Source organism: Cupriavidus sp. D384, from assembly GCF_001652915.1.
Classification (GTDB): Bacteria; Pseudomonadota; Gammaproteobacteria; order Burkholderiales; family Burkholderiaceae; genus Cupriavidus.
Genome location: NZ_BBQI01000052.1, coordinates 1 through 25,912 on the forward strand (window position 1 = coordinate 1; position 25,912 = coordinate 25,912).

The following is a 25,912-nucleotide window of genomic DNA, read 5'->3' on the forward strand; positions in this document are numbered from 1 at the left end:
GGTTCGGACAGCGAGATATTGGCGGCACGCAGCCGCTTGAGGATCTCGAACAGCAGGTCGCTCTTGGTGCCCCCTGCGATGCGCGGACTGCCCACGTAGCCCGTCACGCTCAGCGTGATGCCGTTGGGCGCCAGCTGGCTGAACGTGACCGATGGTGCGGGAATGTCCAGGATGGTCTCGTTCTCGCGATAGACCTCCAGCAGCAGGTCGCGCACGGCCTCGGGATCGGTGTTGAGCGGGAAGGTCAGCTGCAGCGTCGCCACGCCCTGGGTGCTGTTGCTCATCGTGACGTTGCGCACGTTCTGCGAGATCAGCTGCGAGTTCGGCACGATCACCGTGGAACGGTCGCCCAGCTGGATTTCCGTGGCGCGCACGTTGATGCGGCGGATATCGCCTTCCACGCCGGCCAGGCTGACCATGTCGCCCACCTTCACCGGGCGCTCGGTCAGCAGTATCAGGCCAGACACGAAATTCTTCACGATTTCCTGCAGGCCGAAACCGATACCCACCGACAGCGCGCTGACGATCCACGCCAGGTTTTCCCATTTCACGCCCAGCAGCGACAGTGTCAGCAGCACCAGCAGCACGTAGCCGACATTGGTGAACAGCGTGATCAGCGACGCGCGCAGCCCCGGCTCGGAACAGAGCTTGGGCAGCAGTTCGGCGTCGAGCCAGCGGCGCACCGAGCGTAGCAGCCAGATGCCCACGGTCAGCGCGATCACCGCATTCAGGATGCGGTCGGGCATGATGTTCATGCTGCGCAGCCGTTCGCCGCCCAGCACGGTCAGCAGGCTGTTCAGCAGATCGACCGGCGTGGTGCCGAAGCCGCCCGTCAGCAGGGCAAGCACGGCCAGCAGCAGCAGCGCGCTGGCGCCAATGCCGGACAGCACCGTCGATACCTGCTCCAGATGCGAGTCGCCCACCCCGAACAGCTGCTTGATGACGCGGCCGCTGCGGTGGCTGGCCGAGAACAGCGCCTCGCAGATGTCGCGCGTCAGCTGGGTCAGCAGGTACAGGCTGCACAGCACGATATCGAACCAGACCAGTTCGTAGGTCAGGAAGCGCGCAAAGCTGATATAGCCGACCAGCAGGGCACCGAACGACACAATCACGATCAGCGTGACGGCGGCGTGGATCAGCCCGGCCAGCGTGGCGCGCTCTTCGGGCCGCTCGCCGGCCGCCACCAGTTCGGTGCGTACGCGGTTGGCGCGCAGCAGCGCCGCGCCGATGGTCAGCACCACCACCAGCGAGACCAGCCCCCGGCCTAGCAGCGTGACCTGCACCGTGGTATCGGCCATGCGGTTGAGTTGCTCCAGCGTGCCCGCGAGCAGCAGCATGCCAGCCAGCACCGTGGGGAATGGCCGCATCGCCAGCGCCACCGGATCGGCCAGTGCAGGCAGCCGCCAGCTGGGGTGGCGCGTGCATAGCAGTGCGCGCCCCAGGCCGGCGATCAGCGCGCTGGTCATGGTCAGCTTGGCGATCTCGTTCATCAGGTCCTGCAACGCAGGCGATATCTCGTCACCGCCGGTGAAGGCCGCATAGACGATGCGCACGGCCACCGCCGTGGTGACAACCGTGGTCAGTGCCGTGGCAAGGGCCAGCGCGCTGCGCCGCAGGCGCGTTTCAGGCAGCTGGGTCAGGCAGAACCAGGCCAGCCCGCGTTCCAGCAGCCGCCGGCCGAGCGACCAGACCGCCAGCGCCACGGCCAGCAGGATGATGGTCTTGCCGCGCTGCGACGGCTCCCAGGCCATCTGGATGCGCGGCCAGATATCGTCGGTGAAGTTGCCCAGGCGCTCGCGGTCTTCCTCGGACACCTTGAACAGCGGCGTCCAGAAGGCGGGGTTCAGGATGCTGTCCGAACGCAGGGCGAGCTGGTCCTTCAGGCGGCTGCGCTGCAGCTTGGCGAGCTGGTCGCGCAGGTGGGCGATGTTGTCCTTGCTGTCGGCTGCCTGCTTCAGTTCGTCGTCGAGCTGGCTCTTGCGCGCGTTCAGTTCCGCCCGCTGCCTGATGACGGCGGGCGCTTCCTTGGCGGCGTCCTTGGCCTTGCTGTCGGGGCTGGCGTCGGGCGGCGGCCCCAGCAGATCTACCTGGGCCTGCAGCTGGGCGCGCTGCGGCGTCAGCGACGCGGCGAGCTTGTCGACATCGTCGTCGAGCTGCTTCAGCGCGTCGTTGAGATCGCCCAGCTTGATGTTGCCGGACGCACTGGACGCCTGCTGCTTGACGCGGTCCTGCTCGGACTGCAGCCGCTTCAGTTCGGAGATGGCTTCGGCGTGCGTCAGCGTGGGAATTTGCTGCGCTTCCGCCTCGGAGGCGGATTCGGCCGCGAAACCTGCGGGCACTTGGATCAGTGCCGCGATGACAAGGCTCATGATGAGCCAGGAGATTCGGCGCATGACTTGGGGCGCGGTGGTTGACCGGCCCGGCAGTATAAAAGCCGCCCTCCACTGGCCCGGTGTACATTACGCCTTGCACTGCACAGCTACACATGCTGTTACATAATCGCCGCTCCCAGGGATCACCTCGGGCACCACAACAGGACACCACGCCATGACGCTTGCGATCGAACGCCTTGACCATATCGTGCTCAATGTGAAGGACGTGGAGGCCAGCGTGGCCTGGTACGAACAGGTGCTGGGCATGCAGCGCGAAGACTTCGAGTCGCGCAGCGGCAAGCGCGTGTCGGTCAAGTTCGGCCAGCAGAAGATCAACCTGCGCCCGGTGAACGAAGACACGGTGGCGTGGTTCACCGGCGTGCACCCCACATCGGGCAGCGACGACCTGTGCTTCATCACGAAGATGCCGCCGCAGGAGGTGATCGCCCATTTCCTGGCGCACAAGGTTGCCGTGGAAGTGGGACCGGTGCAGCGCACCGGCGCGCTGGGACCGATGACGTCCGTGTACTGCCGCGATCCCGACGGCAACCTGATCGAAGTGGCGAGTTATCCGGTGTAGCCGGGCGCGTCGTATGGCAGGCGCCTGCCTTGTTCCCCGCCTCTCTCCCGCAGGCAACAGACGGGAGGCAACAGACGTTGTTTCAATGCTGCTGGTGTGCTCCCCTCTCCCGCAGGCGGGAGAGGGGCGGGGGGAGAGGGCAGGCCGATTCAATTCTCATCACGCATCATGAAGTACGCTGCACCGCTTGCATTCACGTTGTTTGCCGTCACCACTGCCCACGCCGCCGGCGACATCGAGAAGGGCAGGGACATCTTCACCACGCGCTGTGCGTCGTGCCACCACGTAGGCCCGTCGGCGCGTGCGGCGTTCGGCCCCCAGCTGAACGGCGTGTTCGGGCGCAAGGCGGGCGGCACCGACGACTACCGCTATTCCGATGCCATGAAGGCGTCCCCCGTGGTGTGGGGCGACGACACGCTGCGCGCGTTCCTGCAGGCGCCGGCCAAGGTCGTGCCCGGCACCAAGATGCGCTTCTGGGGCATGAGCAATGCACGCCAGCTTGATGACCTGCTGGCCTACCTGCGCACGTTCCCGCAGCCGTAACCGCAGGGCGCTATTCCACATGGGCTTCGAGGATGTCGATCATGCGCTGGGCCAGCGGTGACAGGTAGGCCCCGGCACGCGTGATGACGCCCACGCGGCGGCCCAGGTCCAGCGCGTCGGCGCGCAGGGCAATCGGCCGCAGGCCCATGCGCTTGCTGTTGGTGGTTGATCCGGCGATACACAACATCTCCGTGCCGCGCACCAGATCGAACAGCGTGGTGCTGCCGAAATCCGTCTCCACGCGCAGCGTCGGTGCCGGCAATCCAGCGCTGGCAAAGGCGCGGTCGATCTGCTGGCGGATCAGCACGTGTCCGGTCGGCAGCAGCCAGTGCTGGCCCACCAGATCGACCAGCGTCAGGTCGCGCCGGCGCTGCAGCGCGTGGTTCTCGTCGGCCACCACGGCCAGGCGGTCGGTGAACAGTTCGCGTGTTGCCAGCGCGGGATTGGCCTGGCGCGGCAGCGGGGCCACGGCCAGGTCCAGTTCGCCGGCCTGCACCTGGTCCATCAACTCGCGCGCCACGCGCATGCTCAGGCGCAGCCGCGCCACGGGCCGTTCGCGCAGCAGCTGCTGGCAGGCGCCCAGCACCAGCGCATTGGGCATCGATGGCGAATAGCCAAGCCGCAGCAGGCCCTGTTCGCCGGTCTGGATGCCGCGCATCTCCTTGATGGCATCGTCGTATTCCAGCCGGATGCGGCGCGCCCGCTCCAGGAACACCGTGCCAGCCTGCGTCACGCGCATGCCCAGCGTGGTGCGCTCGAACAGGGGCACGCCCAGTTGCGCCTCCACCCGCTGGATCGCCTTGGTCAGCGCCGGCTGGGTCATGCCCAGCGCCTCGGCGGCCCGGCCGATGCCGCCGTGGGCACCAACGGCCAGCACGTAGTCCAGGTCACGTGTCTCCATGGTGTCTCGTATTCCTCATTCCCATCGGTTATGACTTTATTCCAATCACGACATTGTGGTGATGTCGCGCATCTTACAGACTTGGGTCACACCACACCTATCCAGATTGGAGACAACGATGACGTTCGCCTATTTCCTCAGGCGTGCGGCGCGCTATTGGGGCGACAACCCCGCCGTGCTGTACCGCGACCGCGTGCTGACCTACCGCCAGCTTGACGAACGGTCGACACGGCTTGCCAATGCGCTGCTGGCGCTGGGCCTGCAGCAAGGCGACCGCGTGGCAATCCAGTCGCGCAACTGCCCCGAGATCGTCGAGATCGAATGTGCGCTGTACAAGGCCGGGCTGGTCAAGGCGGCGCTGAATCCGCGCTTTACGGCCAATGAGGCGTCCGATGTGGTCGAAAACTGCACGCCACGCGTGATGATTGCGGGCCCCGGCTACACCGGCTATTCGCGGGACACGCGCGGGTTTGGCTGCGTCGAGCATTTCATTGCCATCGCCGGCGCGGAAGGCGGCTACGGCGCCTATGAAGCGCTGATCGAGCGCGGCGCCAACTCGGAAATCGACTATGTGCCACAGCCGGACGACCTGGCCGTGCTGCACTTTTCGTCGGGCTCCACGGGCAAGATCAAGGCCGCCATGCAGACCTATGGCAACCGGCTGGCGTCGATGCGCAAGATGATCCTGACCATGGATCGCCCTGCGCGCCCCGGCGACCGGCTGGCGTTGATCGGCCCGGTCACGCATGCATCGGGCATGCTGATGCAGCCCTATCTGTTCCTGGGCGCCACGCTGGTGCTGTTCGAGAAATTCGAACCGGCCCGCTTCCTGGCCGATGTGGCGCGCCTGAAGCTGACCCACGTGTTCATGGTGCCCGCCATGATCAACATGCTGCTGGCCGAGCCGACGCTTGCCACGGCCGATCTGGGCAGCCTCAAGACGCTGGCTTATGGCGCCGCGCCGATGGCCCCGGCACGCATTCGCGAAGCCTGGGAACGTATCGGGCCGGTGCTGTCGCAGGGCTATGGCGCCAGCGAGTCCACATCAGGCGTCACGCGCCTGTCCACGGCCGACCATGCGCTGGCGATCGACAGCAAGCCCGAGCGGTTGGCGTCGTGCGGCCGTGCGCTGGGCGAAACCGAAGTACGTGTGGTCAACGAGCGCGGCGAGGAAGTCAGCGGCGACGAAATTGGCGAGCTTGTGATCCGGGGTGCCGATGTGTTCCAGGGCTACTGGGGCGAGCCGGAGCTGACGCGCGAAGTGCTGATCGACGGCTGGCTGCACACCGGCGACCTGGCGCGCGTGGATGCCGACGGCTACCTGTACCTGGTCGACCGCAAGAAGGACATGATCATCTCGGGCGGCTTCAACGTCTATCCGACCGAGGTGGAAGCCACGCTGTACCAGCATCCCGACGTGATGGAAGCCTGCGTGATCAGCGTGCCCGACGACACCTGGGGCGAGAGCGTCAAGGCCGTGGTGGCGCTGTGGCCGGGCCGGCAGGCCAGTGCGGCCGAACTGATCGGGCACTGCCGTGCGCGCATTGCCGACTACAAGTCGCCGCGTTCGGTCGATTTCGTCGCCGAACTGCCCAAGAACGCCAGCGGCAAGCTGGCCCGCAAGCTGGTGCGCGAGCAGTACTGGCTCGGCGCCAGCCGCCGCGTGAACTGATCCACGGAGCCAAGACATGTTCGACCATCTGACCAATCCGGTGCTAATCGAAACGCGCGCCGCGGTGCAGCGCTATATCAACGACGAACTGCTGCCGCTGCAACGCGAACTGGGCCTGGGCACCGAAGACCCGTGGCCGCGCGACGTACTGCGCAACGTCTGGCGCCGCTCCAGCGAACTCGGGCTGTACGCGGCCTGCCTGCCCGTGGAACTGGGTGGCAGGGGCCTCAATATCGCGGAGCAGTGCGCGCTGAAGGCCGACCTGGCCGCCAGCGGCGCGGTGCTGGCCCCGCACGTGCTGGGCGACCTGGGTGGCCCGCCGCGCGTGGGCAACATGCTCAAGTACGCCACGCCGGACCAGGTGGCGCGCTACTTCCAGCCGGTGATCCGGGGCCAGAAATCCACGTGCTTTGCGCTGACCGAGCCGCACTCGGGCTCCGATGCACAAAGCATCCGCACCAGCGCAGTGGTGGACGGCGACGATCTGGTGATCAACGGCGAGAAGCATTACATCAGCGGCGCGCCGTTCGCGGACTTTGCCATCGTGATGTGCGTGACCGATGCCACCACCACGCCGCCGTCGATCACGGCCGTGCTGGTCGACCTGGACCTGCCGGGCGTAACCGTCAGCACCGAGTACGTGCCGATGTCGGGCCAGCATATCGATGCCGATATCCGCTTCGAAAACGTCCGCGTGCCGCGCGCCAATATCTTTGGCGGCGAAGGGCGGGGTTTCAAGCTGGGCATGTCGCGCATCAACGTGAACCGGCTGCTGCATTGCCCGTCGATGCTGGGGCTGGCAACGCGTGCCTACGAGGCATCGGTGGCCTATGCGGGCCAGCGCCGTCAGTTTGGCGGCCCGATTGCGCGCTTCCAGGCCATCCAGCATATGCTGGCCGACATGGCGGCGGCGCTGTGGGCCTGCGAGAGCATGATTGCCCAGACCGCGCTGCTGGCCGATGCCGGTGCCGACCTGCGCATGAAGGCGGCCGCGTGCAAGCTGTTCGTGTCGGAACGCTGCTTCGAGGTGGCGGACAAGGCCGTGCAGATCCACGGCAACCTGGGTGTCACGCGCGGGCATCCCGTGGAGCAGACCTGGCGCAAGCTGCGCATGTTCCGCATCTTCACGGGCACCAGCGAGATCCAGCGCAATACGATTGCCAAGGCCATCCTGGACCCGGCCGGGGCCTGATTGCGCCACACGCGCGCCACACACCAGAAAAAAACACAGGAGACAACATGAATCGTCGTCAATGGCTGGCTACGGCAGGCGCCGCGGCCGGTGCCGCCGCACTGGGTGGCGTGATGAGCCGCGTGGCCGTGGCCGCCGCGCCGTATCCGTCGCGCCCGATCCGGCTGATCGTGCCGTTTATCGCGGGCACCGCGCCCGATTCCATCGCCCGCACCATCTCGGCGGAACTGTCGCCGGTGCTGGGCCAGCCGCTGGTGGTGGAGAACATCGGCGGGGCTGGCGGCATCATCGGCGCCCGGGCGCTGAAGCGCGCCGAGCCCGATGGCTACACGCTGGGCATCCTTGCCAACCAGCACGTGATCAACGTCCATCTGTACAAGGATCAACCGTACGACGCCGCCCGCGACTTCACGGCGATCTCGGCGCTGTCGGGCGGCCCCGTGGTGCTGGCCGTGCCAGCGTCGTCGCCGTTCAGGACGGCGCGGGAACTGATCGAGGCGATGAAGAAGAAGCCTGGTGCGCTGAACTACGGGTCGGGCGGCAAGGGCAGCGTCTCGCATCTGGCCGTGGAATCGCTGCTGCACCAGAACCATGTCGAAGCAGTCCACATCCCGTACAAGGGCGCCAGCGAAATCCTGACGTCGATGCTGAGCGGCCAGACGCAATTCGGCATGCCGGTGATGTCCACGGCGGCGCCGTTCCTGCGCAACGGGCAGATTCGTGCGCTGGCGGTGTCATCGGCCGTGCGGACCAGCTATTTCCCGAACGTGCCGACTTTGGCGGAATCGTTGCCGCCGGGGTTTGTGCTGGATAACTGGAGCGGGCTGTTTGCCCCGGCCGGTTTGCCAGCGCCCATGGCGAAACGGCTATTCGACGCGGTGGCCGCGCTGCAGAACAGCGGCAAGCTCGATGCGACGATGAAGGCGAACGCGGGGGAACTTCGGAAGAGTGATTCGCCGGCTCAGTTCACGCAGATGGTGGCGGCGGATAACGCTAGGTACGGGAAGCTGATTGGAGAGATCGGGATGCGGGGGGAGGTGGGGTGATTGCCTGTCACAGGCAAAAAAAGCGCCCGAAGGGCGCTTTTTTTGGCTTAGGCGAGGGAAAGTCTCGCTGTAGGCTGTTTAGCCAGCCGTGCAGCCGCCCGGAATGTAAGAAGCGTTCCAGCCGTTGCCTGCGCCCGTAACGGTGCAGGTCCAAGTGCCAGTGGTGCTGCGAGCCCAGACAATCGTCGTAGTTGCGATGCCGGCGTTTGCCGAATTGCCAAGCGTGGCCTTCAGCGTTTCGGTATCGGACGTCAGGAGCGGCACCACTCGGCCAAGACCGTTTACATCAGCCGTGCCAGTGATCAGGCTCGAAGGCGTATCGCCAAGCACGCACTCGCCTGCGCCCGGCGCGGTCGGGTCTGCTGCGATCGCCGTACGACCTTCCGTAATGCACAGCTCAGCCGACGTACGCAGCGCCGAGACTTCGCCCACAACACGCGAAACCTGCGACTTCGCCACGTAGTTCTGATATTGCGGAATCGCGATAGCAGCCAGGATACCGATGATCGCGACCACGATCATCAGTTCGATCAGCGTGAAACCCTTCTGGACCCGTTGGTGGATTCCCATCCGTGCTTTTTTCATGGAATTGACCCCTTTGAATTAGTTGGAAACAGCAATTGCTGTCGGGTCCTATAGAGCAACAGGTGTGCCAGGTCGTATTTCGGCCAAAAACCACTGAAATGTGAGATTTCTTGTCACCTGTAACCAGATGTATCTGCCAAATCCTGTCACCCCTCTGTGGGAGGGTATGGCTAAAGATGCACAAAGTGACGGTTTTTGTCAGAAAAAGTGGCGCTTAATTCGCCCTTAAATCTGATGTTAGCGCGGTTGAAACACGATCACGGCCATGCCGGCGACGGCGATTGTGACACCTGTCATATCCCAGACGCTGGGCCGCACGCCGTCCACCAGCCAGAGCCAGGCGATGGCCACTGCTATATAGATACCGCCGTAGGCGGCATAGACCCGGCCCGAGGCGTCGGGGTGCAGGGTCAGCAGCCAGGCAAACACGGCCAGCGACGCGGCGCCGGGTAGCAGCACCCACGGGCTGGCGTTCTGGCGCAGCCAGAGGTAGGGCAGGTAGCAGCCGAGGATTTCGGCCAGCGCGGTCAGGACGTAGAGAGCTACGGTTTTCATGCGTTTGTTGTTGTCTTTGTTGATGCTGTTGATTGACGGCTTGCCCTCTCCCCCAGCCCCTCTCCCGCAAAGCGGGAGAGGGGAGACAACCGCGGGCACATCAAACGCTCCTGGTTTGCTCCCCTCTCCCACTTGTGGGAGAGGGGCGGGGGAGAGGGCAAGCCGTTGCCATGCCGCCGACGCCTGCCATGCCAGCCACCACTACACCACCGCCGCCTTCAGCGCGGCCACCAGCGGCATCACCAGTTCGTTCTCTTCCGTTTCGCGCCGCCACATCACGCCCACGGGCGGCAAGTCCCAGCTCAGCGAGAACGGCAGCGCCGCCGCGTCGCCCAGTTCGATCAGTTCGGCGGCCACGGCGCGTGGGACGATGGTGATGGCGTCGGGCTGGCTGCGCAGCAGCGTGGCCATCGGCTTGATCGAATAGGTTTCGACGATGGGCAGTGGCGGCGCCACGCCGGCCACCGCGAACATCGTATTGATGGTGCGCCGTACCGGCGTATGCGGCGGCGGCAGGATCCAGTCGAGTTCGGCCAGCCGCTTCCAATCGAGTTCGCCGCGCGACAGGCGCGCCCTGGCTCGCGAAGGTACCACGAGCACGGGCTCTTCCCGATACAGCGGCTCCTGCACGATGTCTTCCCCCGCCAGATAGAACGAGCGCGCAATCGCGCAGTCCAGTTCGTGCTGGCGCAGCGCGCCGACCAGTTCGTCGGTGGTGCCTTCGCGCACCACCACCGAGATGCGCGGTTGCTGGTTGAGCCCATAGGCCAGCGCGGCGTCCAGCACTGCGCGGGCCGTGTAGGGAATCACGCCCAGCCGCAGCCGGCCCCGCCGGCCGGCCTCGATCACCGCCAGTTGCCGGCCCAGCGCCTCGGCGTCGGCCATCGTCATGCGCGCATGACTCAGTACGGCGGCTCCGGTGGCCGTGGGCTCCAGCCCGTTGCGGGTGCGGGTGAACAGCGACGTCATGAAGATGTCCTCGATCTCGCGCAGCGCCTTGGTCACGGCCGGCTGGGACAGGTTCATCTCCGCCGCCACGCGGGATACGGAACGCTGGCGCTCCAGCGCCAGCAGCAGCGGCAAATGGCGCAGGCGCAGGCGCGACACGATCTGGTGCAGCAGTTTGTCGGTGGCAATCGGCATGGAACGGAGGCGAAAAGGGGCGAGAACGACGAGTGGGGCGAGCGGTATAACCGAATGGTAATACAACGATAAGTATTTCGATGTTGGCAGTTATTCCAGCTGCCTATACTCGAATCACACATCAAATGCATCAAACAGGAGTCATTTACCCATGTTCACGACACGCCCCGAGATCGTCGGCACGTTCGGCGTCGCCGCATCCACCCACTGGCTTGCCACGCAGACGGCCATGGGCGTGCTGGAGCGCGGGGGCAATGCCTTCGATGCCGCCGTGGCGGCGGGTTTCGTGCTGCAGGTGGTGGAACCGCACCTGAACGGCCCCGGCGGCGAGGTGCCGATCCTGTTCTGGAGCGAGAAGGACCGCGCGGTGCGCTCGGTCTGTGGCCAGGGCCCGGCGCCGGCACTGGCCGATCCCGAAGCGTTGCGCAAGCAGGGCATGGAACTGATGCCCGGCATCGGCCTGATGCCCGCCACGGTGCCTGGCGCGTTTGGCGCATGGCTGACCATGCTGCGCGACCAGGGCACATGGTCGCTGGCCGATGTGCTGGCGCCCGCCATTGGCTACGCGCGCAATGGCTTCCCGCTGGTGCCGCGCATCTCGCAGGCCATCCTGGCCGTGCAGCAGCTGTTCCGCGACGAATGGCACAGCTCGGCCGATACCTGGCTGCCCGATGGCAAGGTGCCGCGCCCCGGCGCGCTGCACACGCTGCCGGTGCTGGCCGACACCTATACGCGCATCGTCGAGACGGCCGTGAGCCAGAGCGACAGCCGCGAGGGCCAGATCGATGCGGCGATGCACTGCTGGTATCGCGGCTTCGTGGCCGAGGCCATCGACGAGTACTGCCGCACCACCCCCGTGCGCGACACCACGGGCGAAAAGCATACCGGCCTGCTGCGCTACGACGACCTGGCCGGCTGGAAGCCCACCGTGGAAGCGCCGGTCTCGCTCGACTTCGGCCGTTACTCGGTAGCCAAGTGCGATATCTGGAGCCAGGGCCCGATGTTCCTGCAGCAGCTTGGCATGCTGCGCCACGCCCATCTGGATGCCCACGCGCCGACGTCGCCCGAATTCGTCCACACGATTGCCGAGGCCGCCAAGCTGGCGATGGCCGACCGCACCGCCTGGTACGGCGATCCCCTGTTCGAGGACAGCCAGCTCTGCGCGCTGCTGAACCCGCACTACCTGGCCGCGCGTGCCGCGCTGATCGGTGACCGTGCATCGCTGACGATGCAGCCGGGCGCGCTCAAGGGCCGCGCGCCGCGCATGCCGGACCTGGCCGTGGCAGACCGCACGCTGGCCGCAGCCGATACGCGCTTCGGCATCGGCGAGCCCACGTTCGCGGCGCTGCCGCCGGTCAGCGAGTGGGCCGAGCGCGAAGTGTTTGTCGGCGACACCTGCCATATCGACGTGATCGACCGCCATGGCAACATGGTGGCGGCCACGCCGTCGGGCGGCTGGCTGTCGTCGAGCCCCACCATCCCGGCGCTGGGCTTTGCACTGAACACGCGCCTGCAGATGACCTGGCTGGAGCCGGGCCTGCCCAATACGCTGGCACCGGGCAAGCGCCCATGCACCACGTTGTCGCCTTCGCTGTGCATGCGCGATGGCGAGCCGTACATGGTGTTCGGCACGCCCGGCGGCGACCAGCAGGACCAATGGTCGCTGGCGTTCTTCATGCGCCACGCCGTGCACGGCATGAACCTGCAGGAAGCGATCGACGCGCCGGCCTGGCATATCGACCATTTCCCGCAATCGTTCTGGCCGCGCCAGACCACGCTGAACCGCATTACCGTCGAGTCGCGCTTCCCGGCTGCCACCATCGAAGCGCTGCGCGCACGCGGGCACGAAGTTCGCGTGGGAGACGACTGGTCCGAAGGCCGCATGTCTGCCTGTACGCGCGAACGCGACGCCAGGGGTCGCCTGGTGCTGCGCGCGGGCGCCAATGCGCGCGGCATGCAGGGTTACGCCGTGGGCCGCTGAACCGAATCACATCAGATAGTCCGAAGACAGAAGGGGAGTTGCATCATGAGGTCCGTATTGAAAAGCCTGCTGTGCGGTGCCGCCGCACTGGCACTGTCGTTCACCGGCCAGGCCGGCGCAGCCGACGCCTATCCCACCAAGCCGGTCACGCTGATCGTGCCCTGGGCCGCCGGTGGCTCCACCGACATCCTGGCGCGCGTGCTGTCCGAGCACCTGACCAAGTCCTTGGGCCAGCCGGTGATCGTGGACAACAAGCCCGGTGCGTCCGGCAATATCGGTTCGGCGATGGTGGCGCGTGCCCAGCCTGACGGCTACACGCTGCTGATCGGCTCGATGAGCACGCACGCGATGAACCCGGCGCTGATGGCGAACATGCCGTTCAAGGGCGTGGAAGACTTCACCCCGCTGGGCCTGCTGGCCTACGTGACCAACACGATGGTGGTGAATCCGTCGGTGCCGGCCAACAACGTCAAGGAACTGATTGCCTACGCCCGCGCCAATCCGGGCAAGCTGGCCTACGCCAGTGCCGGCCCTGGCTCGACCAACCACCTGAGCGCCGTGCTGTTCGAGAAGATGGCGGGCGTGCAGATGCTGCACGTGCCGTACAAGGGCGGTGCGCCGGCCGTGGTTGACACGGTGGCGGGCCAGACCCAGCTGCTGTTCTCGGCCGGCACGCAGACGCTGACGCACGTGAAGGCCGGCAAGCTGAAGCTGCTGGCCGTGACCGAGGCCAAGCGCTCGCCGCTGCTGCCCAACGTGCCCACCGTGGGCGAGACCATCCCCGGTTATGAACTGTCGGTGTGGTACGGCGCGTTTGGCCCGAAGAACATGCCGCCCGCGCTGGTGGCAAAGCTGAATACCGAAATCAACCGCGTGATGTCGCTGCCCGAGGTCAAGGCCAAGATGGACGCGATCGGCGTGGAAACGGCCACGTCGACGCCGCAGGAATTCGGCAAGATCCTGCGCCGCGATGCCGACCGCTACGGCAAGCTGATCAAGGAACTCGGCATCCACGGGGAATGACGATGGCAAGCGTCGATACGCTGGGCCACTGGCAAACGCACCTGCATCCGCTGTTCGACCGCCTGCGCGCGGCCGCCACGCCGCAGGCCGTCATGGACGCCATCGGGGCGGCCACGCTCGATATCGTCGGGCCGGGTTTGCTGACGATCAACGCGTGGCATGTGGAAAGCCGCGAGATCCGCCGGCTGTGGTCGTCGGACCCTGCGGCCTATCCGCCCGGCGGCAAGAAGGTGAAGGGCGATACGCCCTGGACGCGCCAGCTGCTGGAGCGCGGCGAGGTCTTCGTGGGCGAGGGCGACGCGGCGCTGGCCGCCGTGTTCGACGACATCGGCACGATCCGCGCGCTGGGCCTGAACGGCGTGGTCAACGTGCCGCTGTGCCATGGCGGCCGGGTGATCGGCACGTTCAACTACCTGGCGGGCGTGGAAAGCTGGACTGCCGAAGATATCGCGGCGCTGCGGCTGCTGGGGCAGTTTGCGGTGGTGGCGGTGAAGGACGCCATCAACGGCTGATGGTTACCACCCCTCTCCCGCCTGCGGGAGAGGGGTGTCGCGGCTCTGCTTGCCGACATGTCGCAATGGGACCTGCCCGCCGTCTCCCCGCCTCTGCCACAAGTGTGAGAAGGGAGACAACCGCGAGAGATCTACTCCGTCGTACTCGCACTCCAGAACGCTTGGCTCACCACGCTGGTGCCGCCCAGGCGGGTCACGATCTGGTCCAGCACATCCCCATCGACCGACGTGGCCGCCTCAGGGCCAGGTTCCGGATGGGGACATCTGCACGCGCCGGGAGCGGAATTTCAGCGCCAGCTTCCGGTAGCCAGCGCCTGCGGCGACGCCCCATCGGGGTCGATATCCCAGCGTAGCGGCAAGGCCCGGTCGCGCCGCACGATCTGCCCGGGCATGAAGCGCCACAGCCGTTGCGCGCCCTCGAAGCCGGCAATTTCTGGCGAATCGACGATGACCTCGGTACGGCCGGTCAGCTGCAGCAGGTCGCCGGTGACATAGCTGACGAACACCAGGCCAGCCACCGGGTTCACCATCATGTTGCCGAGCGTGTTGAAGAACGTGTTGCCCTGGAAGTCGGGAATCGTCAGCGTGCCGTCGTCATCAACGCGCACGAAGCCGGGCTTGCCGCCGCGATGCGAGACATCCACCTGGCGCTGCCCGCCGGGCAGATCCACGTAGGTAGCCACGAAGAACGAATCGGCGTGGCGGATCAGCGTGCGCGCACGGGCGTCCAGCGCGTCCAGCACCACGGGCGGCTCGGCGGCCGGGGTGGCCGGGTCGCGCGTCATCACGGGGGCGCGCTTCTGGATGTACTGCGGGCAATTGCCGAAGCTCTGGCCCACAGCCACCTGGAAGCCGCTGGCGCCCGTGGCGGTATCGCGATGGATCGTGCCGTTCATGCGGTTGCGGCGCCGGGTATGCGGCTGGATGCCGAGCAGGCCGATGGCATTGCCGTCCTCCATGCCCGCATCGGCCGGATCGGCGGCGTCGCGCACCAGCGCGACGTCGAGCTGGCGCGGGTCGGGCGAATGCAGGAAGCCCGGCAGGCCGCCACGCACCGTGGCCCACGGGCGCCCGTCCGGTGCCACCGCGCCAATCACGATCGACGGCAGCATGGCAAAGAAATCGCGATGCTGGTCCGGCATATGGTCGCGCACCACGCGCGAGCCCACTTCGGCCAGGCGTTCGTCGGCGCCGATGCTGGCCTGCAGCAGGCGCTCGCCGGTGTGCCAGGGCGTGCCGGGCAGGATTTCCACGTGGGGAACCGGGTGCGGGGTCATGGCGGACTCCTGAGATCGAGCAGTGTTCGGAAGGGCCGGAAAGGGCGGGCGATGGCCGGTGAGCCGGGGCTCAGGCTGCCAGGCCGACCGCCGTGGTCTGGAACGGGGCGAAACCGGGCAGCGCCTCGACGCGCGCCAGCCACTGGCGCACGTTGGCGTATGCCTTCAGGTCGACAAAACCTTCGGGCGCACGCGCCGTGTAGCTGTACAGCGCCACATCGGCAATGGTCGGATGGTCGGCGGCAATCCAGGCGCGGCCAGCCAGCGCGTCGTCCAGGCGCTGCAACACCACGTGGGCGCGTTCGATGGCTTCCTTGCTGTCGTACGGCGCCTTGAACACGGTGATGATGCGGGCGCGGGCCGGGCCGAACGCAATGTCGCCCGCTGCCACCGACAGCCAGCGCTGCACGGCGGCGGCCTCGGCCGGGGCGTCGGGCAGCCAGTCGGTACGGCCCAGCTTCTTGCTCAGATAGACCAGGATCGCGTTCGAATCGCTGATCACCGTGTCGCCGTCGACCAGTACCGGCACCTGACCGAACGGATTCAGGGCCAGGAATTCGGGCGTCTTGTGGGCGCGGCCCAGCAGGTCAACGTCGATCCACTCGGCCGGCTGGCCCAGCAACGACAGGAAAAGCCAGGCGCGGTGCGAATGTCCGGAAAGCGGGTGGCCGTACAGTTTCATGATGGGTGTCCTTGGTCGATTATTGCGATACGGGACGCAAACGCTGCGTACGGATCGACTATAGACACCCGGCTGGCCGGGAAAAATGGGGATGGCGCGAAGGGACTCTTGCGAAATTCAGAAGAATCAGGCGGTGTTGCGTGGATTCAGCGATGCCTGGCCGCGCAGCTGGTCGACGGCCAGGTCGATAAAGGCGCGCACCTTGTGCATGGCGTGCCTGCCCTCGCGGTGGATCACATGGATCGGCAGCGGGTCGGGCTCGAAGTCTTCCAGCACGATCCGCAGCCGGCCGTCGCGCAGTTCGTCGGCCACCTGGTAAGACAGCACGCGCGCCAGCCCGAAGCCGGCCACGGCGGCGGCAATCGCCGAATCGTTGGTAGTGGTTGCCATGCGTGGGGCCAGCCGTATGGGCAGCGGGTCGCCGTCCCGCATAAAGCGCCATTCGGGCGCCGTGGAGATACCCGTCGTCTGGATCACCGCATGGCGCGCCAGGTCGTCCGGCGATGCAGGCGCGCCGTGTTGCGCCAAATAGTCGGGGGCGGCGCAGACCACGCGCCGCACATGGCCCACCGGAATGGCCTGCAGCGACGAACTGGGCAGCGGCCCGATCCGCACGCCGACGTCGATGCCCTCGTCGATAAAATTCACCACGCGATCGATAAACAGGCAGTCGACATCCACCTCCGGGTAGCGGCGCAGGTATTCGACCACCACGGGCGTGACAAAGCGCCGGCCGAACAGCACCGACGCGGTAATCGACAGGCGCCCGCGCGGCGCCTCGTGCGCGCCGGTGGCGGCCAGTTCGGCCTCGTCGATCTCGGCCAGGATGCGGCGGCAGTTCTCGTAATAGGCGGTGCCGGTGGCGGTGGGGCGCACCACGCGCGTGGTGCGCGTAAGCAGGCGCACGCCCAGATGCGTTTCCAGATCGGTCACGATCCGGCTGACCACGCTCAGCGACGCATCGAGCTTGCGCGCCGCCGGCGTGAAGCCGCCACACTCCACCACCGCCACGTAGGTCTTCATCGCCTGCAGTCGGTCCACGGGATCTCCTGGGCTGGCGTCAGCGGGCCGCCGTGTCTTCGGCGTTGTTCAGGTCCCAGCAGGCGATGAACAGGGCGGCAATCAGCGGCCCGATCACGAAGCCGTTCAGCCCGAACAGTGCCATGCCGCCCAGCGTGGAGATCAGCACCACATAGTCCGGCATCTGGGTGTCCTTGCCGACCAGGATCGGGCGCAGCACGTTGTCCACCAGGCCGATCACCAGCACGCCAAAGCCGATCAGCACGCAGCCCTTGAGCACCGAACCGGTCAGCAGGAAGTAGACCGCCACGGGCGACCAGATCAGGCCCGCGCCCACTGCCGGCAGCAGCGACAGGAAGGCCATCACCACGCCCCACAGCAGTGCCCCCTGGATGCCAAGCACCGCGAAGATACCGCCGCCCAGCACGCCCTGCGCCACCGCCACGGCGATATTGCCCTTGACCGTCGCGCGCACGACCGTTGTGAACTTCTGGATCAGGTGCTGCTTGTGGGCGGCGCTGAGCGGCACGGCCTGGCGCACGCGGCGCGACAGCTGCGGGCCATCGCGCAACAGGAAGAACAGCAGGTACAGCATGATGCCGAAGCCGATCATGAACTGGGCCGTGTTCTGGCCGATGCTGAGCGCCCGCGTTGCCAGCAGCTGGCTGGCGGTCAGCGCGCTGGCGCTGAGCTTGTCCTTGAGATCGGAAATGCTGGCAAGGTCGGCACGCGCCAGCATGTCGCGCACGAACGGCGGTAGTGCGTCGGCGGCGGACTGGAAATAGTGGCCGAAGTTGATGCGGCCCGAGCGGATGTTGTCGTAGAGGCTGACGCCTTCCTGGATCAGCGACATCGTGATCAGGGTCATCGGCAGGATCACCAGCAGCAGTACCAGCAGCAGGGTGAGCAGCGCGGCAATATTGTTGCGGCCACGCAGCGCTGCCACCAGCCGCCGCTGCAGCGGCGCAAAGATGATGGCAAGCACCGCGCCCCAGAACACCGCGCCGTAGAAGGGCAGGAGAATCCAGAAAAATGCGATGGTGACCATCGCCAGCAATAGCAGGAACGTCTTGTGATGCAGACCGGTGGGGTCGGCCATGGGTCGATCCTCAGATTGCGAACGAGTGGACATTCTACGATGTTTGCCGGATGGCTCCGGTGGGTGTCCGGCCTCGCACGGTCAGTCCGCGTCGGGATGGCTGGTGTCGGAGGGGGGGCTGGAGCCGGGAGATTCCGCCACCAGGCTGTCCCACATCGACAGCAGCCGAATGGCGCATGGGTACAGGCGGTGTGCGGCGGCGGTGGGGTGCATCGACGATGCCTCGCGTACGAACAGCGTGGTGCCGAAGCGATCTTCGAGCCGGCGGATTGCGTAGTGGATGCAGGCCGCCCGGATGCCGGTGTGGCGTTCCGCTGCAATGGCGGACTCGTGCTGCATCAGCATGACAAAGCGGCGCAGGTGGATGGTGTTGATGTGCCGAAGGGGCAGGGGGCCATGCACGCTGTCCGGCGGACGGACGGGCAGGGAGACTGCGAGACGCGTGCGGCGCGGTGCGCTGCCGAGAAGTGCGGAGTCCTGCTTTGCTTTATCAATGTCCCACATTCTCGTACTGGCCAAGGCGGTAATGCAATGAGGCCGGATTGTGCAGCGATTCACGGCCCTGGCACTTGTCCCTCGACAAGTTGCGGCAGTGTGAGGGGCCACCGATGGCAAGCGGGGTGCACGACACGCCATCGGCATCGGAATTTTCCGAATAACCGAGTTGGTGGTGATCGTATTTCTACTATTTCGCGGTGGTGGTGGGCGTGGCGGTGGAAGGGCTGACGCCGGCCTGCCGCGCCGCCGCAAGATTGGCTGCCACGCGGGCCGCTGTCTGCGAGTCCGGCGGCAGCAGGCGGTACAGGTGCTGCCAGTAGTCGATGGCGCTGCGGGCGTCGCCGCGCTGCGCCGCTGCGCTGGCGGCCAGTGCCAGGCTCTTGGGGTCGTCGGGGTCGGCAGCCAGCGCAGCGCGGATCTGCTCCATGGCGGCGCCTTCGAGCGAGCCGCCATCGAGGCTTGCCAGCACGTCGGCGTAGTCGGCGCGCAGTGCGGCCACGTCGGGTGCCAGCGCAACGGCGCGGGCATAGGCCGCCGCCGCATCGTCAAACCGTTCGAGCACCGTGTAGGACCGGGCCAGCATGGCCCAGCCATCGGCATCCTGCGGTTGGGCCTGCAGGCGCCGCGCCAGTTGGTCGACCATGGATTCGATCTGCGCGATTTCCGGCGTGTGGGCGTCGCCAGACAGGCTGTGCGCATCGTCGGCCTGCATCACGGCGGCGGGATTGCCCAGGTGCAGGTAGAGCATGGCTGCGGTGGGCGGCAGCATCACGCAAAGCGTGGCCGTGGTCCACTTCGAGCGGGGCCTGCCGTTAGCGGCAGGCGTGCCGGTGGGGCGGCTCCGCTCTTGCGTCTGCGGGGGCATGGCCGATGCGCCGGGAACGTGCTTGCGTCTGCGCCAGAGCCACCCGGCCACCGCCACCAGCAACACAAACGGCCCGAGCCACAGCAGCCACGTCGACGGCTTGAACGGTGGATCGTAGAGCACGAAGTCGCCATACCGCTGCACCAGATACTCCTTGATGGCCCGCTCGCTGGCGCCCTGTGCCAGCTGTGCGCGAATCTGCCGGCGCAGGTCGACCGCCAGTTCGGCGTTCGAATCGGCCAGGGTCTGGTTCTGGCACACCAGGCAGCGCAGTTGCTGCGAAAGCGCGTGGACGCGCGCATCGAGTTCGGCGTCGGACAACTGCGCGGCGGCGGCCTGCCAGGCCAGTACGGCCATCAGGCACGCGGCCAGCCATCGGATCAGCGGTGCCGGTCTAGGCTGGATTCGCACGCGGGCCCCCCGATTGCAGCTGCCGCAGCAGCGGCTTGATCTGCCGTTCCAGCACGTCGGGCGTTACCGGCCCCACCTGGCGGTACCGCACCACGCCCTGGGCGTCGATGATGTAGGTCTCCGGCACGCCATACACGCCGAAGTCGATGCCGACACGGCCATCGGTGTCGACCCCCGACAGCACATAGGGGTTGCCCATCTGCCGCAGCCAGGCCTGCGCGGCCGGCGCGGTGTCCTTGTAGTTGAGCCCGTAAAGCGGCACCGGCGATTTCGCGGCGAAGTCCACCAGCACCGGGTGTTCGGTGCGGCAGGCGGTACACCACGACGCCCAGACATTGAGCATCCAGACCTTGCCGCGCAGGTCTGCGGCACGCAGCGTCTGTGTGCCGCCCGGGGTATCGAGCACGGGCAGCGCAAACGCCGGCGCCGGCTTGCCGACCAGCGCCGAAGGCAGTTCGCGCGGGTCATGGCGCAGCCCCGCGCCCAGTGCCACGACCATTGCCAGGAAGATGCCCAGGGGCAGCAGGAAGCGCGTCATGGCGGCGTGGTGCGATCGCGTGGAAGGCTCCCCTCTGCCGCAAGTGGGAGAGGGGCCGGGGGAGAGGGCAGAGGCTTCACGTACGCGACGGCCGCAACTGGAACCGCCACGCCCTCTCCCACAAGCCCTTTGCCACGGTGCGGCAGAGAGGAACGGATCGCACGCCTCATCCGGTAACGCCGGTCGCAGACGGCCACCAGGCCGCCCAGTGCCATCAGCGCGCAGCCGGCCCAGATCCATTTCACGAACGGCTTCACGTAGATGCGCACGGCCCAGGTATTCTCGCCGGCTGCTTCGCCGATTGCCACATACAGGTCGCGCGTGAAGCCGGTATCGATCGCGGCTTCGGTGGTTGGCATGTCCTGGCTGCGATAGATGCGCCGCTCGGTGCCCAGCGTGGTGAGCAGGCGGCCATCGCGATGGACGGTCATGATGCCGCGCAGCGCTTCGTAGTTGGGGCCCACGGCCGGCAACACCCCCTCGAAGCGGAATGCGTAGCCATCCACGGTCACGGTGTCGCCGGGCCGCATCGGCAGTTCGCGCATGGTTTCCTGGCTATTGACCAGCGTGACGCCCGCAATAAAGATCCCGACGCCGGTATGTGCCAGCTGCATGCCCCAGTAGCCGGCCGGCAATTGCCGCAAGCCTTGCCACCATCGCTGCGGCCTGCCGTGCGCATGCCTGAGCCGCGCGGCCAGGCTGACCAGCGTCGTGGCGATGCACCAGACGGCCAGCGTCAGGCCCAGGCCGGTCAGGGCCGACCGGTTGCGCAATACCAGCAACAGCCCGACGCCAATAACCAGGCTCGCCACGGCCGCCCAGCGCAGGCGCCGCGCGATGGGCGGCAGGTCGCCGCGACGCCACCGCGCCAGCGGCGCCGCGCCCATCAGCAGCACGGCGGGCGCCATCAGCGGTACGAACACCTGCTCGAAGTACGCGGGCCCCACCGACACCTTGCCCAGGTCCAGCACATCCAGCAGCAGCGGATACAGCGTGCCCAGCAGCACGGCCGAGGCCGCCACGGCCAGCAGCACGTTATTGGCCAGCAGGAAGGTCTCGCGCGACGCCAGGGTGAAATCGGTGCCGCGTTTCAGTTGCGGGGCACGCCAGGCAAAGATCGCCAGGGCCAGGCCGGTGACCAGCCCAAGCAGCGTGAGGATGAAGATGCCGCGCCGGGGATCCACGGCGAATGCATGCACCGACGTCAGCACGCCGGAGCGCACCAGGAACGTCCCCAGCAGGCTCAGCGAGAACGTGAAGATGGCTAGCAGCGCGGTCCACGCACGGAATGCGCCGCGCTTCTCGGTCACGGCCAGCGAGTGGATCAGGGCCGTACCGGCCAGCCACGGCATGAACGAGGCGTTCTCGACGGGGTCCCAGAACCACCAGCCGCCCCATCCCAGTTCGTAGTAGGCCCACATGCTGCCCAGCGCAATGCCCACCGTCAGGAACATCCAGGCCAGGATGGTCCACGGCCGCGACCAGCGCGCCCACGCGGCATCGAGCCGGCCTTCGAGCAGCGCCGCCAGCGCGAAGGCGAACGCCACGGCAAAGCCCACGTAGCCCATGTAGAGAAACGGCGGGTGGAACACCATGCCGGGGTCCTGCAGCAGCGGATTCAGGTCGCGGCCCTCCATGGCGCGCGGCAGAAGGCGGATGAACGGGTTGGATGCGAACAGCAGGAACAGCAGCAGGCCGCTGCTGATGGCGCCCATCACGCCCAGCACGCGCGCCACGAATGCCAGCGGCAGGCGGCGGCTGAACACGGCCACGGCCAGCGACCAGGCGGCCAGCATCAGCGTCCAGAGCAGCATCGAGCCTTCATGCCCGCCCCACACGGCGGCCATGCGATAGACCAGCGGCAATGCGCTGTTGGAATTTGCCGCCACGTAGCGCACGCTGAAGTCGTTGCCGACGAATGCCGCGGTCAGCGACACGTAGGCCGCCAGCACCAGCATGGCCTGCGCCACTGCGGCGGGCCGCGCAAGGGCCATCCACGGCACGAACGCGCGGGTGGCACCCGCGAGCGGCAGCACCCCCTGCACCAGCGCGGCGAGCAGGGCACAGATCAGGGCGAAGTGTCCGAGTTCGACGCTCATCGTTGTGCCTTCTGGCTGGCGGAGTCATCGTTGGCGGCGCGCTTGAGTGCTTCGGCGGCTTCCGGCGGCATGTAGTTCTCGTCGTGCTTGGCAAGTACCTCGCTGGCGACGAAGGTGCCATTGGCATCAAGCGTGCCGCGCGCCACCACGCCCTTGCCTTCGCGGAACAGGTCGGGCAGCAGGCCCTGATAGACCACCGGCACGTCGTGGCGCGTATCGGTCACCACGAAGCGGAGCTTCAGGGTGCCGTCCTGCCGTTGTACGGAGCCGGGCGCCACCAGGCCGCCCAGCCGGAACGGGCGGGCCGCCGGGGCCTCGTGCGCGGCAATCTGGCTGGGGCTGAAGAAGAACACCAGATTCGACCGGAAGGCATTGAGCACCAGCGCGAGCGCCACGCCGCCACAGGCCAGGGCGGCCAGCAACAGTCCCAGACGGCGTTGGCGTGACGTCATGGCGTGTCGTCCGGATCCACGGGGCGTTGGCGGCCGCGCCGGGCCAGCCAGAACAGTTCGGCCACGATAGCCAGGCAGGCCACGCCGAAGGCGCCGGCGATGTAGGCGGCGTGTCCGCTCATGGCGCGATCTCCCGTGCAGTTTCCGCTGCGGTGGCGTCGTGGACTTCGCCTCGCTCGCGCAGGATGCAGCGCACGCGCACCAGCGCGACGGCAATCGTGTACATCCAGCAGGCCAGCGTCATCGCCAGCATGCCGGCCAGCATCGTGGCGGCCATGCTTGGGGCCGCCGTCAGGCTGACCGATGCGCCCTGGTGGAGCGTGTTCCACCATTGCACGGAGAAGTAGATCACCGGCAGGTTGACCACGCCCACCAGCGCCAGCACGGCACTGGCGCGCTCCGCGCGGCGCGGTTCGTCGATGGCCGATTCCAGCGCGATAAAGCCAAGGTAGAGGAACAGCAGGATCAGTTCCGACGTCAGCCGCGCATCCCAGACCCACCACGTGCCCCAGGTGGGCTTGCCCCACAGCGCGCCGGTCCACAGTGCCAGGAACGTGAACATGGCGCCCGTGGGGGCCAGCGCCGATGCCATCATGGCCGACAGCCGCGTGCGCAGGACCAGCGCCAGGGCGCAGTACACGGCCATCACCAGGTAGATGAACATTGACATCCACGCGGCCGGCACGTGAATGAAGATGATGCGATAGACCTCGCCCTGCTGCGCGTCCGTGGGCGCCACGGCAAAGCCGAGCCAGAGGCCGACGGCAAGGAACAGCGCGGCCAGCGCGAAGAACCAGGGCGCCAGCCGGCCTGCCAACGGGTAGAAGCGCACGGGCGCGGCCAGGCGTGTCCAGCGGGCGCGCACGGCGGGCAGGGGGCGGGTGGATGCGTCGGGCAGCGAAGCGTGGCGGGTCATCGGTCACTCCATCGCATACGTCATTCCATCGCAATCCGCAGGCCGGCTGCGGCCGCCAGCGGGCAGACCAGCAGCGATAACGCCAGGCAGGCGCCCAGCAGCGAGAAATGCGGCGCCACGTCGAGCCCCGCATCGGCGGCCGCGCCCGCACTGGCGCCAAACACCAGCACGGGGATGGACAGCGGCAGCACCAGGATGCACAGCAGCACGGCACCGCCGCGCACGCCCAGCGTCAGTGCGGCGCCCACCGCGCCAATCAGGCTCAGTGCCGGCGTGCCGACCAGCAGCGACGCCGACAGCAGTAGCGTGGCACCGGCAGGCAGGCTGTATTGCTGGGCCAGCAGCGGGGTCAGGACCAGCAGCGGCAACCCGCTGGTCAGCCAGTGCGCGCAGATCTTGCCCAGCACCAGCAGCGCCAGCGGATGTGGCGACAGCAGCAGCTGGTCCAGGCTGCCATCGGCGTATTCCTGCGCGAACAGGCGCGACAACGACAGCATCGAGGCCAGCAGCGCAGCCACCCAGAGAATGCCCGGCGCCAGCGCGCGCAACTGCTGCGGGTCGGGGCCGATGGCAAGCGGAAACAGGCTCGACACGATGACGAAGAACACCACGCTTGCCAGCAGGCTGCTGCGCCGCCGCCACGCGATGGACAGGTCGTGCGCCACCACGGCGCGCAGCGCGCCGATCATGCAGCACGCGCGCCACAGGCGCCCAGTTCCAGCACGCTGCCGTCCGCACCGGTCACCGGCAGCAACTGGTGCGTGGCGATGACCGCCATGCCGCCCTGCGCGAGATGCCCGTCCAGTAACGCCAGGAAGCGCGCGGCGGCGGCATCGTCCACGGACGTCAGCGGTTCATCGAGCAGCCACAGTTCGCGCGGCGCCAATGCCAGGCGTGCCAGCGACACGCGCCGGCGCTGGCCTTGCGAGAGGGTACGAACGGCCTTGCCGGCCACGGCGTCCAGGCCCAGCCGCCCCAGCGCCTGGCGCAGCGCGTCGGCGCCGGGCCGGAGCCCGGCCATGCGCGCGGCAAAGGACAGGTTTTCGGCGGCACTGAGATCGGCGTCGATGCCGTTGGTGTGGCCCACATAGGCCAGGTTGGCCAGGTATTCGGGGTCACCGGGGCGCACGGTGCGGCCGCGCCACGCCAGACGCCCGGTGGCTGGCTGCAGCAGGCTGCTGAGCACGCGCAGCAGGCTGGTCTTGCCGGCGCCATTGGGGCCGATGACCTGCAGCAGGCCGCCCGGGGACAGCGCCACGTCCACATCGCGGAAGATGGCCCGGCCCATGCGCCGGACGGTCAGGTTGCCGGCCTCCAGCACCGTAGCGGCCATGGCGTCACTGTTCCCCGGCCTTGGCAACGTCGGGCAGCCGGTGCGCGATGCCCTTGTGGCAATCGATGCAGGTCTTTTCCTTGTCGGCCAGGTACGTGGAGTGCATGGCCTGGGCGCGCGGGCTCTGGCGGGTGAAGTCCATCGACTGGTAGTCGTGGCAGTTGCGGCATTCGAGCGAATCGTTGGCCTTGAAGCGCGCCCATTCGTGCTGGGCCAGTTCCAGCCGATGGGCCTGAAATTTCTCGCGCGTGTCCACCGTGCCGAAAATCTTGGCCCAGACCTCCTTGGACGCCTGCATCTTGCGCGCCATCTTGCTGGTCCAGTTATGCGGCACGTGGCAGTCCGAGCATTTGGCGCGCACGCCGCTGCGGTTGGTGAAGTGGATGGTGCCCTGCAGCTCCTGGTAGACGTTGTCGCGCATCTCGTGGCAGCCGGTGCAGAACTGCTCGGTATTGGTCAGCTCCAGCGCCGTGTTGAATGCGCCCCAGAACAGCACGCCGGCGATAAAGCCGCCTACTGTCAGGAAGCCCAGGCTGAAATACGCGCTGGGCCGATTGATCGTGCGCCAGTAGCGCTTGATGAGATCCCAGATTCTGCCCGTCATCGCATGCCCCGGT

General features: G+C 67.1%; 27 protein-coding genes. 8 read left to right on the plus strand and 19 right to left on the minus strand.

All coding sequences use genetic code 11. The features are described 5' to 3' along the window. A partial coding sequence (locus tag A9J21_RS13745; protein ID WP_156545876.1) for a DUF3772 domain-containing protein occupies window positions 1–2,393 on the minus strand: 2,393 nt, incomplete at its 3' end. A 154-nt stretch (window positions 2,394–2,547) separates the two neighbouring features. On the opposite strand from A9J21_RS13745, the gene A9J21_RS13750 reads away from it, so the two are divergent. Together A9J21_RS13750 and A9J21_RS13755 are read left to right on the plus strand one after the other, a co-directional pair. Then, window positions 2,548–2,952, plus strand: a complete 405-nt coding sequence (locus A9J21_RS13750; RefSeq protein ID WP_066736456.1) for a VOC family protein — start codon at window positions 2,548–2,550, stop codon at window positions 2,950–2,952. A gap of 168 nt (window positions 2,953–3,120) precedes the next feature. Beyond that, the gene (locus A9J21_RS13755; protein WP_066736458.1) at window positions 3,121–3,495 is read left to right on the plus strand and encodes a c-type cytochrome; all 375 of its coding nucleotides are present in this window, start codon (window positions 3,121–3,123) and stop codon (window positions 3,493–3,495) included. 10 nt (window positions 3,496–3,505) lie between these two features. Here A9J21_RS13755 and A9J21_RS13760 read toward each other — a convergent pair whose 3' ends face one another. After that, window positions 3,506–4,396 carry a LysR family transcriptional regulator gene (locus A9J21_RS13760; RefSeq protein WP_066736460.1) on the minus strand — a complete coding sequence of 297 codons (891 nt, stop codon included), beginning with the start codon at window positions 4,394–4,396 and terminating at the stop codon, window positions 3,506–3,508. 118 nt (window positions 4,397–4,514) lie between these two features. On the opposite strand from A9J21_RS13760, the gene A9J21_RS13765 reads away from it, so the two are divergent. From A9J21_RS13765 to A9J21_RS13775, 3 genes are read left to right on the plus strand one after another with little or no spacing between them, the layout of a single operon-like run. Then, window positions 4,515–6,068 carry an AMP-binding protein gene (locus tag A9J21_RS13765; RefSeq protein WP_066736462.1) on the plus strand — a complete coding sequence of 518 codons (1,554 nt, stop codon included), beginning with the start codon at window positions 4,515–4,517 and terminating at the stop codon, window positions 6,066–6,068. Between the two features lie 16 nt (window positions 6,069–6,084). After that, complete coding sequence (locus A9J21_RS13770; protein WP_066736464.1) at window positions 6,085–7,260, plus strand: acyl-CoA dehydrogenase family protein; 1,176 nt, start codon at window positions 6,085–6,087, stop codon at window positions 7,258–7,260. A gap of 47 nt (window positions 7,261–7,307) precedes the next feature. Continuing rightward, window positions 7,308–8,306 (plus strand): tripartite tricarboxylate transporter substrate-binding protein, encoded by a 999-nt coding sequence (locus A9J21_RS13775; RefSeq protein ID WP_066736465.1) that lies wholly within the window; start codon window positions 7,308–7,310, stop codon window positions 8,304–8,306. Between the two features lie 78 nt (window positions 8,307–8,384). Here A9J21_RS13775 and A9J21_RS13780 read toward each other — a convergent pair whose 3' ends face one another. From A9J21_RS13780 to A9J21_RS13790, 3 genes are all read right to left on the minus strand, one after another. Continuing rightward, complete coding sequence (locus A9J21_RS13780; protein WP_066736467.1) at window positions 8,385–8,876, minus strand: pilin; 492 nt, start codon at window positions 8,874–8,876, stop codon at window positions 8,385–8,387. A gap of 252 nt (window positions 8,877–9,128) precedes the next feature. After that, on the minus strand, window positions 9,129–9,446 hold the full coding sequence (locus tag A9J21_RS13785; protein ID WP_066736469.1) for a YnfA family protein: 318 nt from the start codon (window positions 9,444–9,446) through the stop codon (window positions 9,129–9,131). Between the two features lie 201 nt (window positions 9,447–9,647). After that, on the minus strand, window positions 9,648–10,589 hold the full coding sequence (locus A9J21_RS13790; protein ID WP_066736471.1) for a LysR substrate-binding domain-containing protein: 942 nt from the start codon (window positions 10,587–10,589) through the stop codon (window positions 9,648–9,650). 151 nt (window positions 10,590–10,740) lie between these two features. Here A9J21_RS13790 and A9J21_RS13795 point away from each other — a divergent pair, with 151 nt between their 5' ends. The 3 genes from A9J21_RS13795 to A9J21_RS13805 are packed head-to-tail and all read left to right on the plus strand — an operon-like array spanning window position 10,741 to window position 14,105. Continuing rightward, window positions 10,741–12,570 carry a gamma-glutamyltransferase family protein gene (locus A9J21_RS13795; RefSeq protein WP_066736473.1) on the plus strand — a complete coding sequence of 610 codons (1,830 nt, stop codon included), beginning with the start codon at window positions 10,741–10,743 and terminating at the stop codon, window positions 12,568–12,570. Window positions 12,571–12,615: 45 nt separating this feature from the next. After that, window positions 12,616–13,593, plus strand: coding sequence for a tripartite tricarboxylate transporter substrate binding protein (locus tag A9J21_RS13800; protein ID WP_066736476.1), 978 nt, complete (start codon window positions 12,616–12,618; stop codon window positions 13,591–13,593). A 2-nt stretch (window positions 13,594–13,595) separates the two neighbouring features. After that, window positions 13,596–14,105 carry a GAF domain-containing protein gene (locus A9J21_RS13805; RefSeq protein ID WP_082926417.1) on the plus strand — a complete coding sequence of 170 codons (510 nt, stop codon included), beginning with the start codon at window positions 13,596–13,598 and terminating at the stop codon, window positions 14,103–14,105. A gap of 287 nt (window positions 14,106–14,392) precedes the next feature. Here A9J21_RS13805 and A9J21_RS13810 read toward each other — a convergent pair whose 3' ends face one another. The 14 genes from A9J21_RS13810 to A9J21_RS13875 all read right to left on the minus strand — a co-directional run bounded on the left by A9J21_RS13810 (window position 14,393) and on the right by A9J21_RS13875 (window position 25,887). Then, complete coding sequence (locus A9J21_RS13810; RefSeq protein WP_066736481.1) at window positions 14,393–15,382, minus strand: pyridoxamine 5'-phosphate oxidase family protein; 990 nt, start codon at window positions 15,380–15,382, stop codon at window positions 14,393–14,395. A 70-nt stretch (window positions 15,383–15,452) separates the two neighbouring features. Next, window positions 15,453–16,064: a glutathione S-transferase family protein gene (locus A9J21_RS13815; protein ID WP_066736483.1), complete on the minus strand. Its 612-nt coding sequence runs from the start codon at window positions 16,062–16,064 to the stop codon at window positions 15,453–15,455. A gap of 126 nt (window positions 16,065–16,190) precedes the next feature. Next, window positions 16,191–17,105, minus strand: a complete 915-nt coding sequence (locus A9J21_RS13820) for a LysR family transcriptional regulator (protein ID WP_066736485.1) — start codon at window positions 17,103–17,105, stop codon at window positions 16,191–16,193. A gap of 19 nt (window positions 17,106–17,124) precedes the next feature. Next, a complete protein-coding gene (locus A9J21_RS13825; RefSeq protein ID WP_066736487.1) occupies window positions 17,125–18,183 on the minus strand; it encodes an AI-2E family transporter in 1,059 nt (352 codons plus the stop codon). A gap of 81 nt (window positions 18,184–18,264) precedes the next feature. Next, entirely contained in the window at window positions 18,265–18,585 is a 321-nt protein-coding gene (locus tag A9J21_RS31955) for a LysR family transcriptional regulator (protein WP_066736489.1), read from the minus strand. 283 nt (window positions 18,586–18,868) lie between these two features. After that, window positions 18,869–19,957, minus strand: coding sequence for a cytochrome c-type biogenesis protein CcmH (locus tag A9J21_RS13835; RefSeq protein WP_231906922.1), 1,089 nt, complete (start codon window positions 19,955–19,957; stop codon window positions 18,869–18,871). Continuing rightward, window positions 19,941–20,495 carry a DsbE family thiol:disulfide interchange protein gene (locus A9J21_RS13840; RefSeq protein WP_066736494.1) on the minus strand — a complete coding sequence of 185 codons (555 nt, stop codon included), beginning with the start codon at window positions 20,493–20,495 and terminating at the stop codon, window positions 19,941–19,943. The genes A9J21_RS13835 and A9J21_RS13840 overlap by 17 nt, the downstream gene beginning before the upstream one ends. Beyond that, on the minus strand, window positions 20,492–22,594 hold the full coding sequence (locus A9J21_RS13845) for a heme lyase CcmF/NrfE family subunit (RefSeq protein WP_066736499.1): 2,103 nt from the start codon (window positions 22,592–22,594) through the stop codon (window positions 20,492–20,494). Before A9J21_RS13845 ends, A9J21_RS13840 begins: the two co-directional genes overlap by 4 nt. After that, on the minus strand, window positions 22,591–23,046 hold the full coding sequence (gene ccmE / locus A9J21_RS13850) for a cytochrome c maturation protein CcmE (protein WP_066736500.1): 456 nt from the start codon (window positions 23,044–23,046) through the stop codon (window positions 22,591–22,593). Before ccmE ends, A9J21_RS13845 begins: the two co-directional genes overlap by 4 nt. Then, on the minus strand, window positions 23,043–23,168 hold the full coding sequence (gene ccmD / locus A9J21_RS13855) for a heme exporter protein CcmD (protein WP_066736502.1): 126 nt from the start codon (window positions 23,166–23,168) through the stop codon (window positions 23,043–23,045). Before ccmD ends, ccmE begins: the two co-directional genes overlap by 4 nt. Then, on the minus strand, window positions 23,165–23,962 hold the full coding sequence (locus A9J21_RS13860; protein ID WP_066736503.1) for a heme ABC transporter permease: 798 nt from the start codon (window positions 23,960–23,962) through the stop codon (window positions 23,165–23,167). The genes ccmD and A9J21_RS13860 overlap by 4 nt, the downstream gene beginning before the upstream one ends. Window positions 23,963–23,982: 20 nt before the next feature. Next, window positions 23,983–24,651 carry a heme exporter protein CcmB gene (gene ccmB / locus A9J21_RS13865; protein WP_066736505.1) on the minus strand — a complete coding sequence of 223 codons (669 nt, stop codon included), beginning with the start codon at window positions 24,649–24,651 and terminating at the stop codon, window positions 23,983–23,985. Beyond that, window positions 24,648–25,295: a cytochrome c biogenesis heme-transporting ATPase CcmA gene (gene ccmA, locus A9J21_RS13870; RefSeq protein WP_066736508.1), complete on the minus strand. Its 648-nt coding sequence runs from the start codon at window positions 25,293–25,295 to the stop codon at window positions 24,648–24,650. Before ccmA ends, ccmB begins: the two co-directional genes overlap by 4 nt. 4 nt (window positions 25,296–25,299) lie before the next feature. Continuing rightward, on the minus strand, window positions 25,300–25,887 hold the full coding sequence (locus A9J21_RS13875) for a NapC/NirT family cytochrome c (protein ID WP_066736523.1): 588 nt from the start codon (window positions 25,885–25,887) through the stop codon (window positions 25,300–25,302). Between the last annotated feature and the right edge of the window lie 25 nt (window positions 25,888–25,912).

Coding starts and splice junctions, on each gene's coding strand:
- A9J21_RS13750 (WP_066736456.1), top strand. CDS start 2,548: ATGACGCTTGCGATCGAACGCCTTGACCATATCGTGCTCAATGTGAAG.
- A9J21_RS13755 (WP_066736458.1), top strand. CDS start 3,121: ATGAAGTACGCTGCACCGCTTGCATTCACGTTGTTTGCCGTCACCACT.
- A9J21_RS13760 (WP_066736460.1), bottom strand. CDS start 4,396: ATGGAGACACGTGACCTGGACTACGTGCTGGCCGTTGGTGCCCACGGC.
- A9J21_RS13765 (WP_066736462.1), top strand. CDS start 4,515: ATGACGTTCGCCTATTTCCTCAGGCGTGCGGCGCGCTATTGGGGCGAC.
- A9J21_RS13770 (WP_066736464.1), top strand. CDS start 6,085: ATGTTCGACCATCTGACCAATCCGGTGCTAATCGAAACGCGCGCCGCG.
- A9J21_RS13775 (WP_066736465.1), top strand. CDS start 7,308: ATGAATCGTCGTCAATGGCTGGCTACGGCAGGCGCCGCGGCCGGTGCC.
- A9J21_RS13780 (WP_066736467.1), bottom strand. CDS start 8,876: ATGGGAATCCACCAACGGGTCCAGAAGGGTTTCACGCTGATCGAACTG.
- A9J21_RS13785 (WP_066736469.1), bottom strand. CDS start 9,446: ATGAAAACCGTAGCTCTCTACGTCCTGACCGCGCTGGCCGAAATCCTC.
- A9J21_RS13790 (WP_066736471.1), bottom strand. CDS start 10,589: ATGCCGATTGCCACCGACAAACTGCTGCACCAGATCGTGTCGCGCCTG.
- A9J21_RS13795 (WP_066736473.1), top strand. CDS start 10,741: ATGTTCACGACACGCCCCGAGATCGTCGGCACGTTCGGCGTCGCCGCA.
- A9J21_RS13800 (WP_066736476.1), top strand. CDS start 12,616: ATGAGGTCCGTATTGAAAAGCCTGCTGTGCGGTGCCGCCGCACTGGCA.
- A9J21_RS13805 (WP_082926417.1), top strand. CDS start 13,596: ATGGCAAGCGTCGATACGCTGGGCCACTGGCAAACGCACCTGCATCCG.
- A9J21_RS13810 (WP_066736481.1), bottom strand. CDS start 15,382: ATGACCCCGCACCCGGTTCCCCACGTGGAAATCCTGCCCGGCACGCCC.
- A9J21_RS13815 (WP_066736483.1), bottom strand. CDS start 16,064: ATGAAACTGTACGGCCACCCGCTTTCCGGACATTCGCACCGCGCCTGG.
- A9J21_RS13825 (WP_066736487.1), bottom strand. CDS start 18,183: ATGGCCGACCCCACCGGTCTGCATCACAAGACGTTCCTGCTATTGCTG.
- A9J21_RS13840 (WP_066736494.1), bottom strand. CDS start 20,495: ATGACGCGCTTCCTGCTGCCCCTGGGCATCTTCCTGGCAATGGTCGTG.
- A9J21_RS13845 (WP_066736499.1), bottom strand. CDS start 22,594: ATGAGCGTCGAACTCGGACACTTCGCCCTGATCTGTGCCCTGCTCGCC.
- ccmE (WP_066736500.1), bottom strand. CDS start 23,046: ATGACGTCACGCCAACGCCGTCTGGGACTGTTGCTGGCCGCCCTGGCC.
- ccmD (WP_066736502.1), bottom strand. CDS start 23,168: ATGAGCGGACACGCCGCCTACATCGCCGGCGCCTTCGGCGTGGCCTGC.
- A9J21_RS13860 (WP_066736503.1), bottom strand. CDS start 23,962: ATGACCCGCCACGCTTCGCTGCCCGACGCATCCACCCGCCCCCTGCCC.
- ccmB (WP_066736505.1), bottom strand. CDS start 24,651: ATGATCGGCGCGCTGCGCGCCGTGGTGGCGCACGACCTGTCCATCGCG.
- ccmA (WP_066736508.1), bottom strand. CDS start 25,295: ATGGCCGCTACGGTGCTGGAGGCCGGCAACCTGACCGTCCGGCGCATG.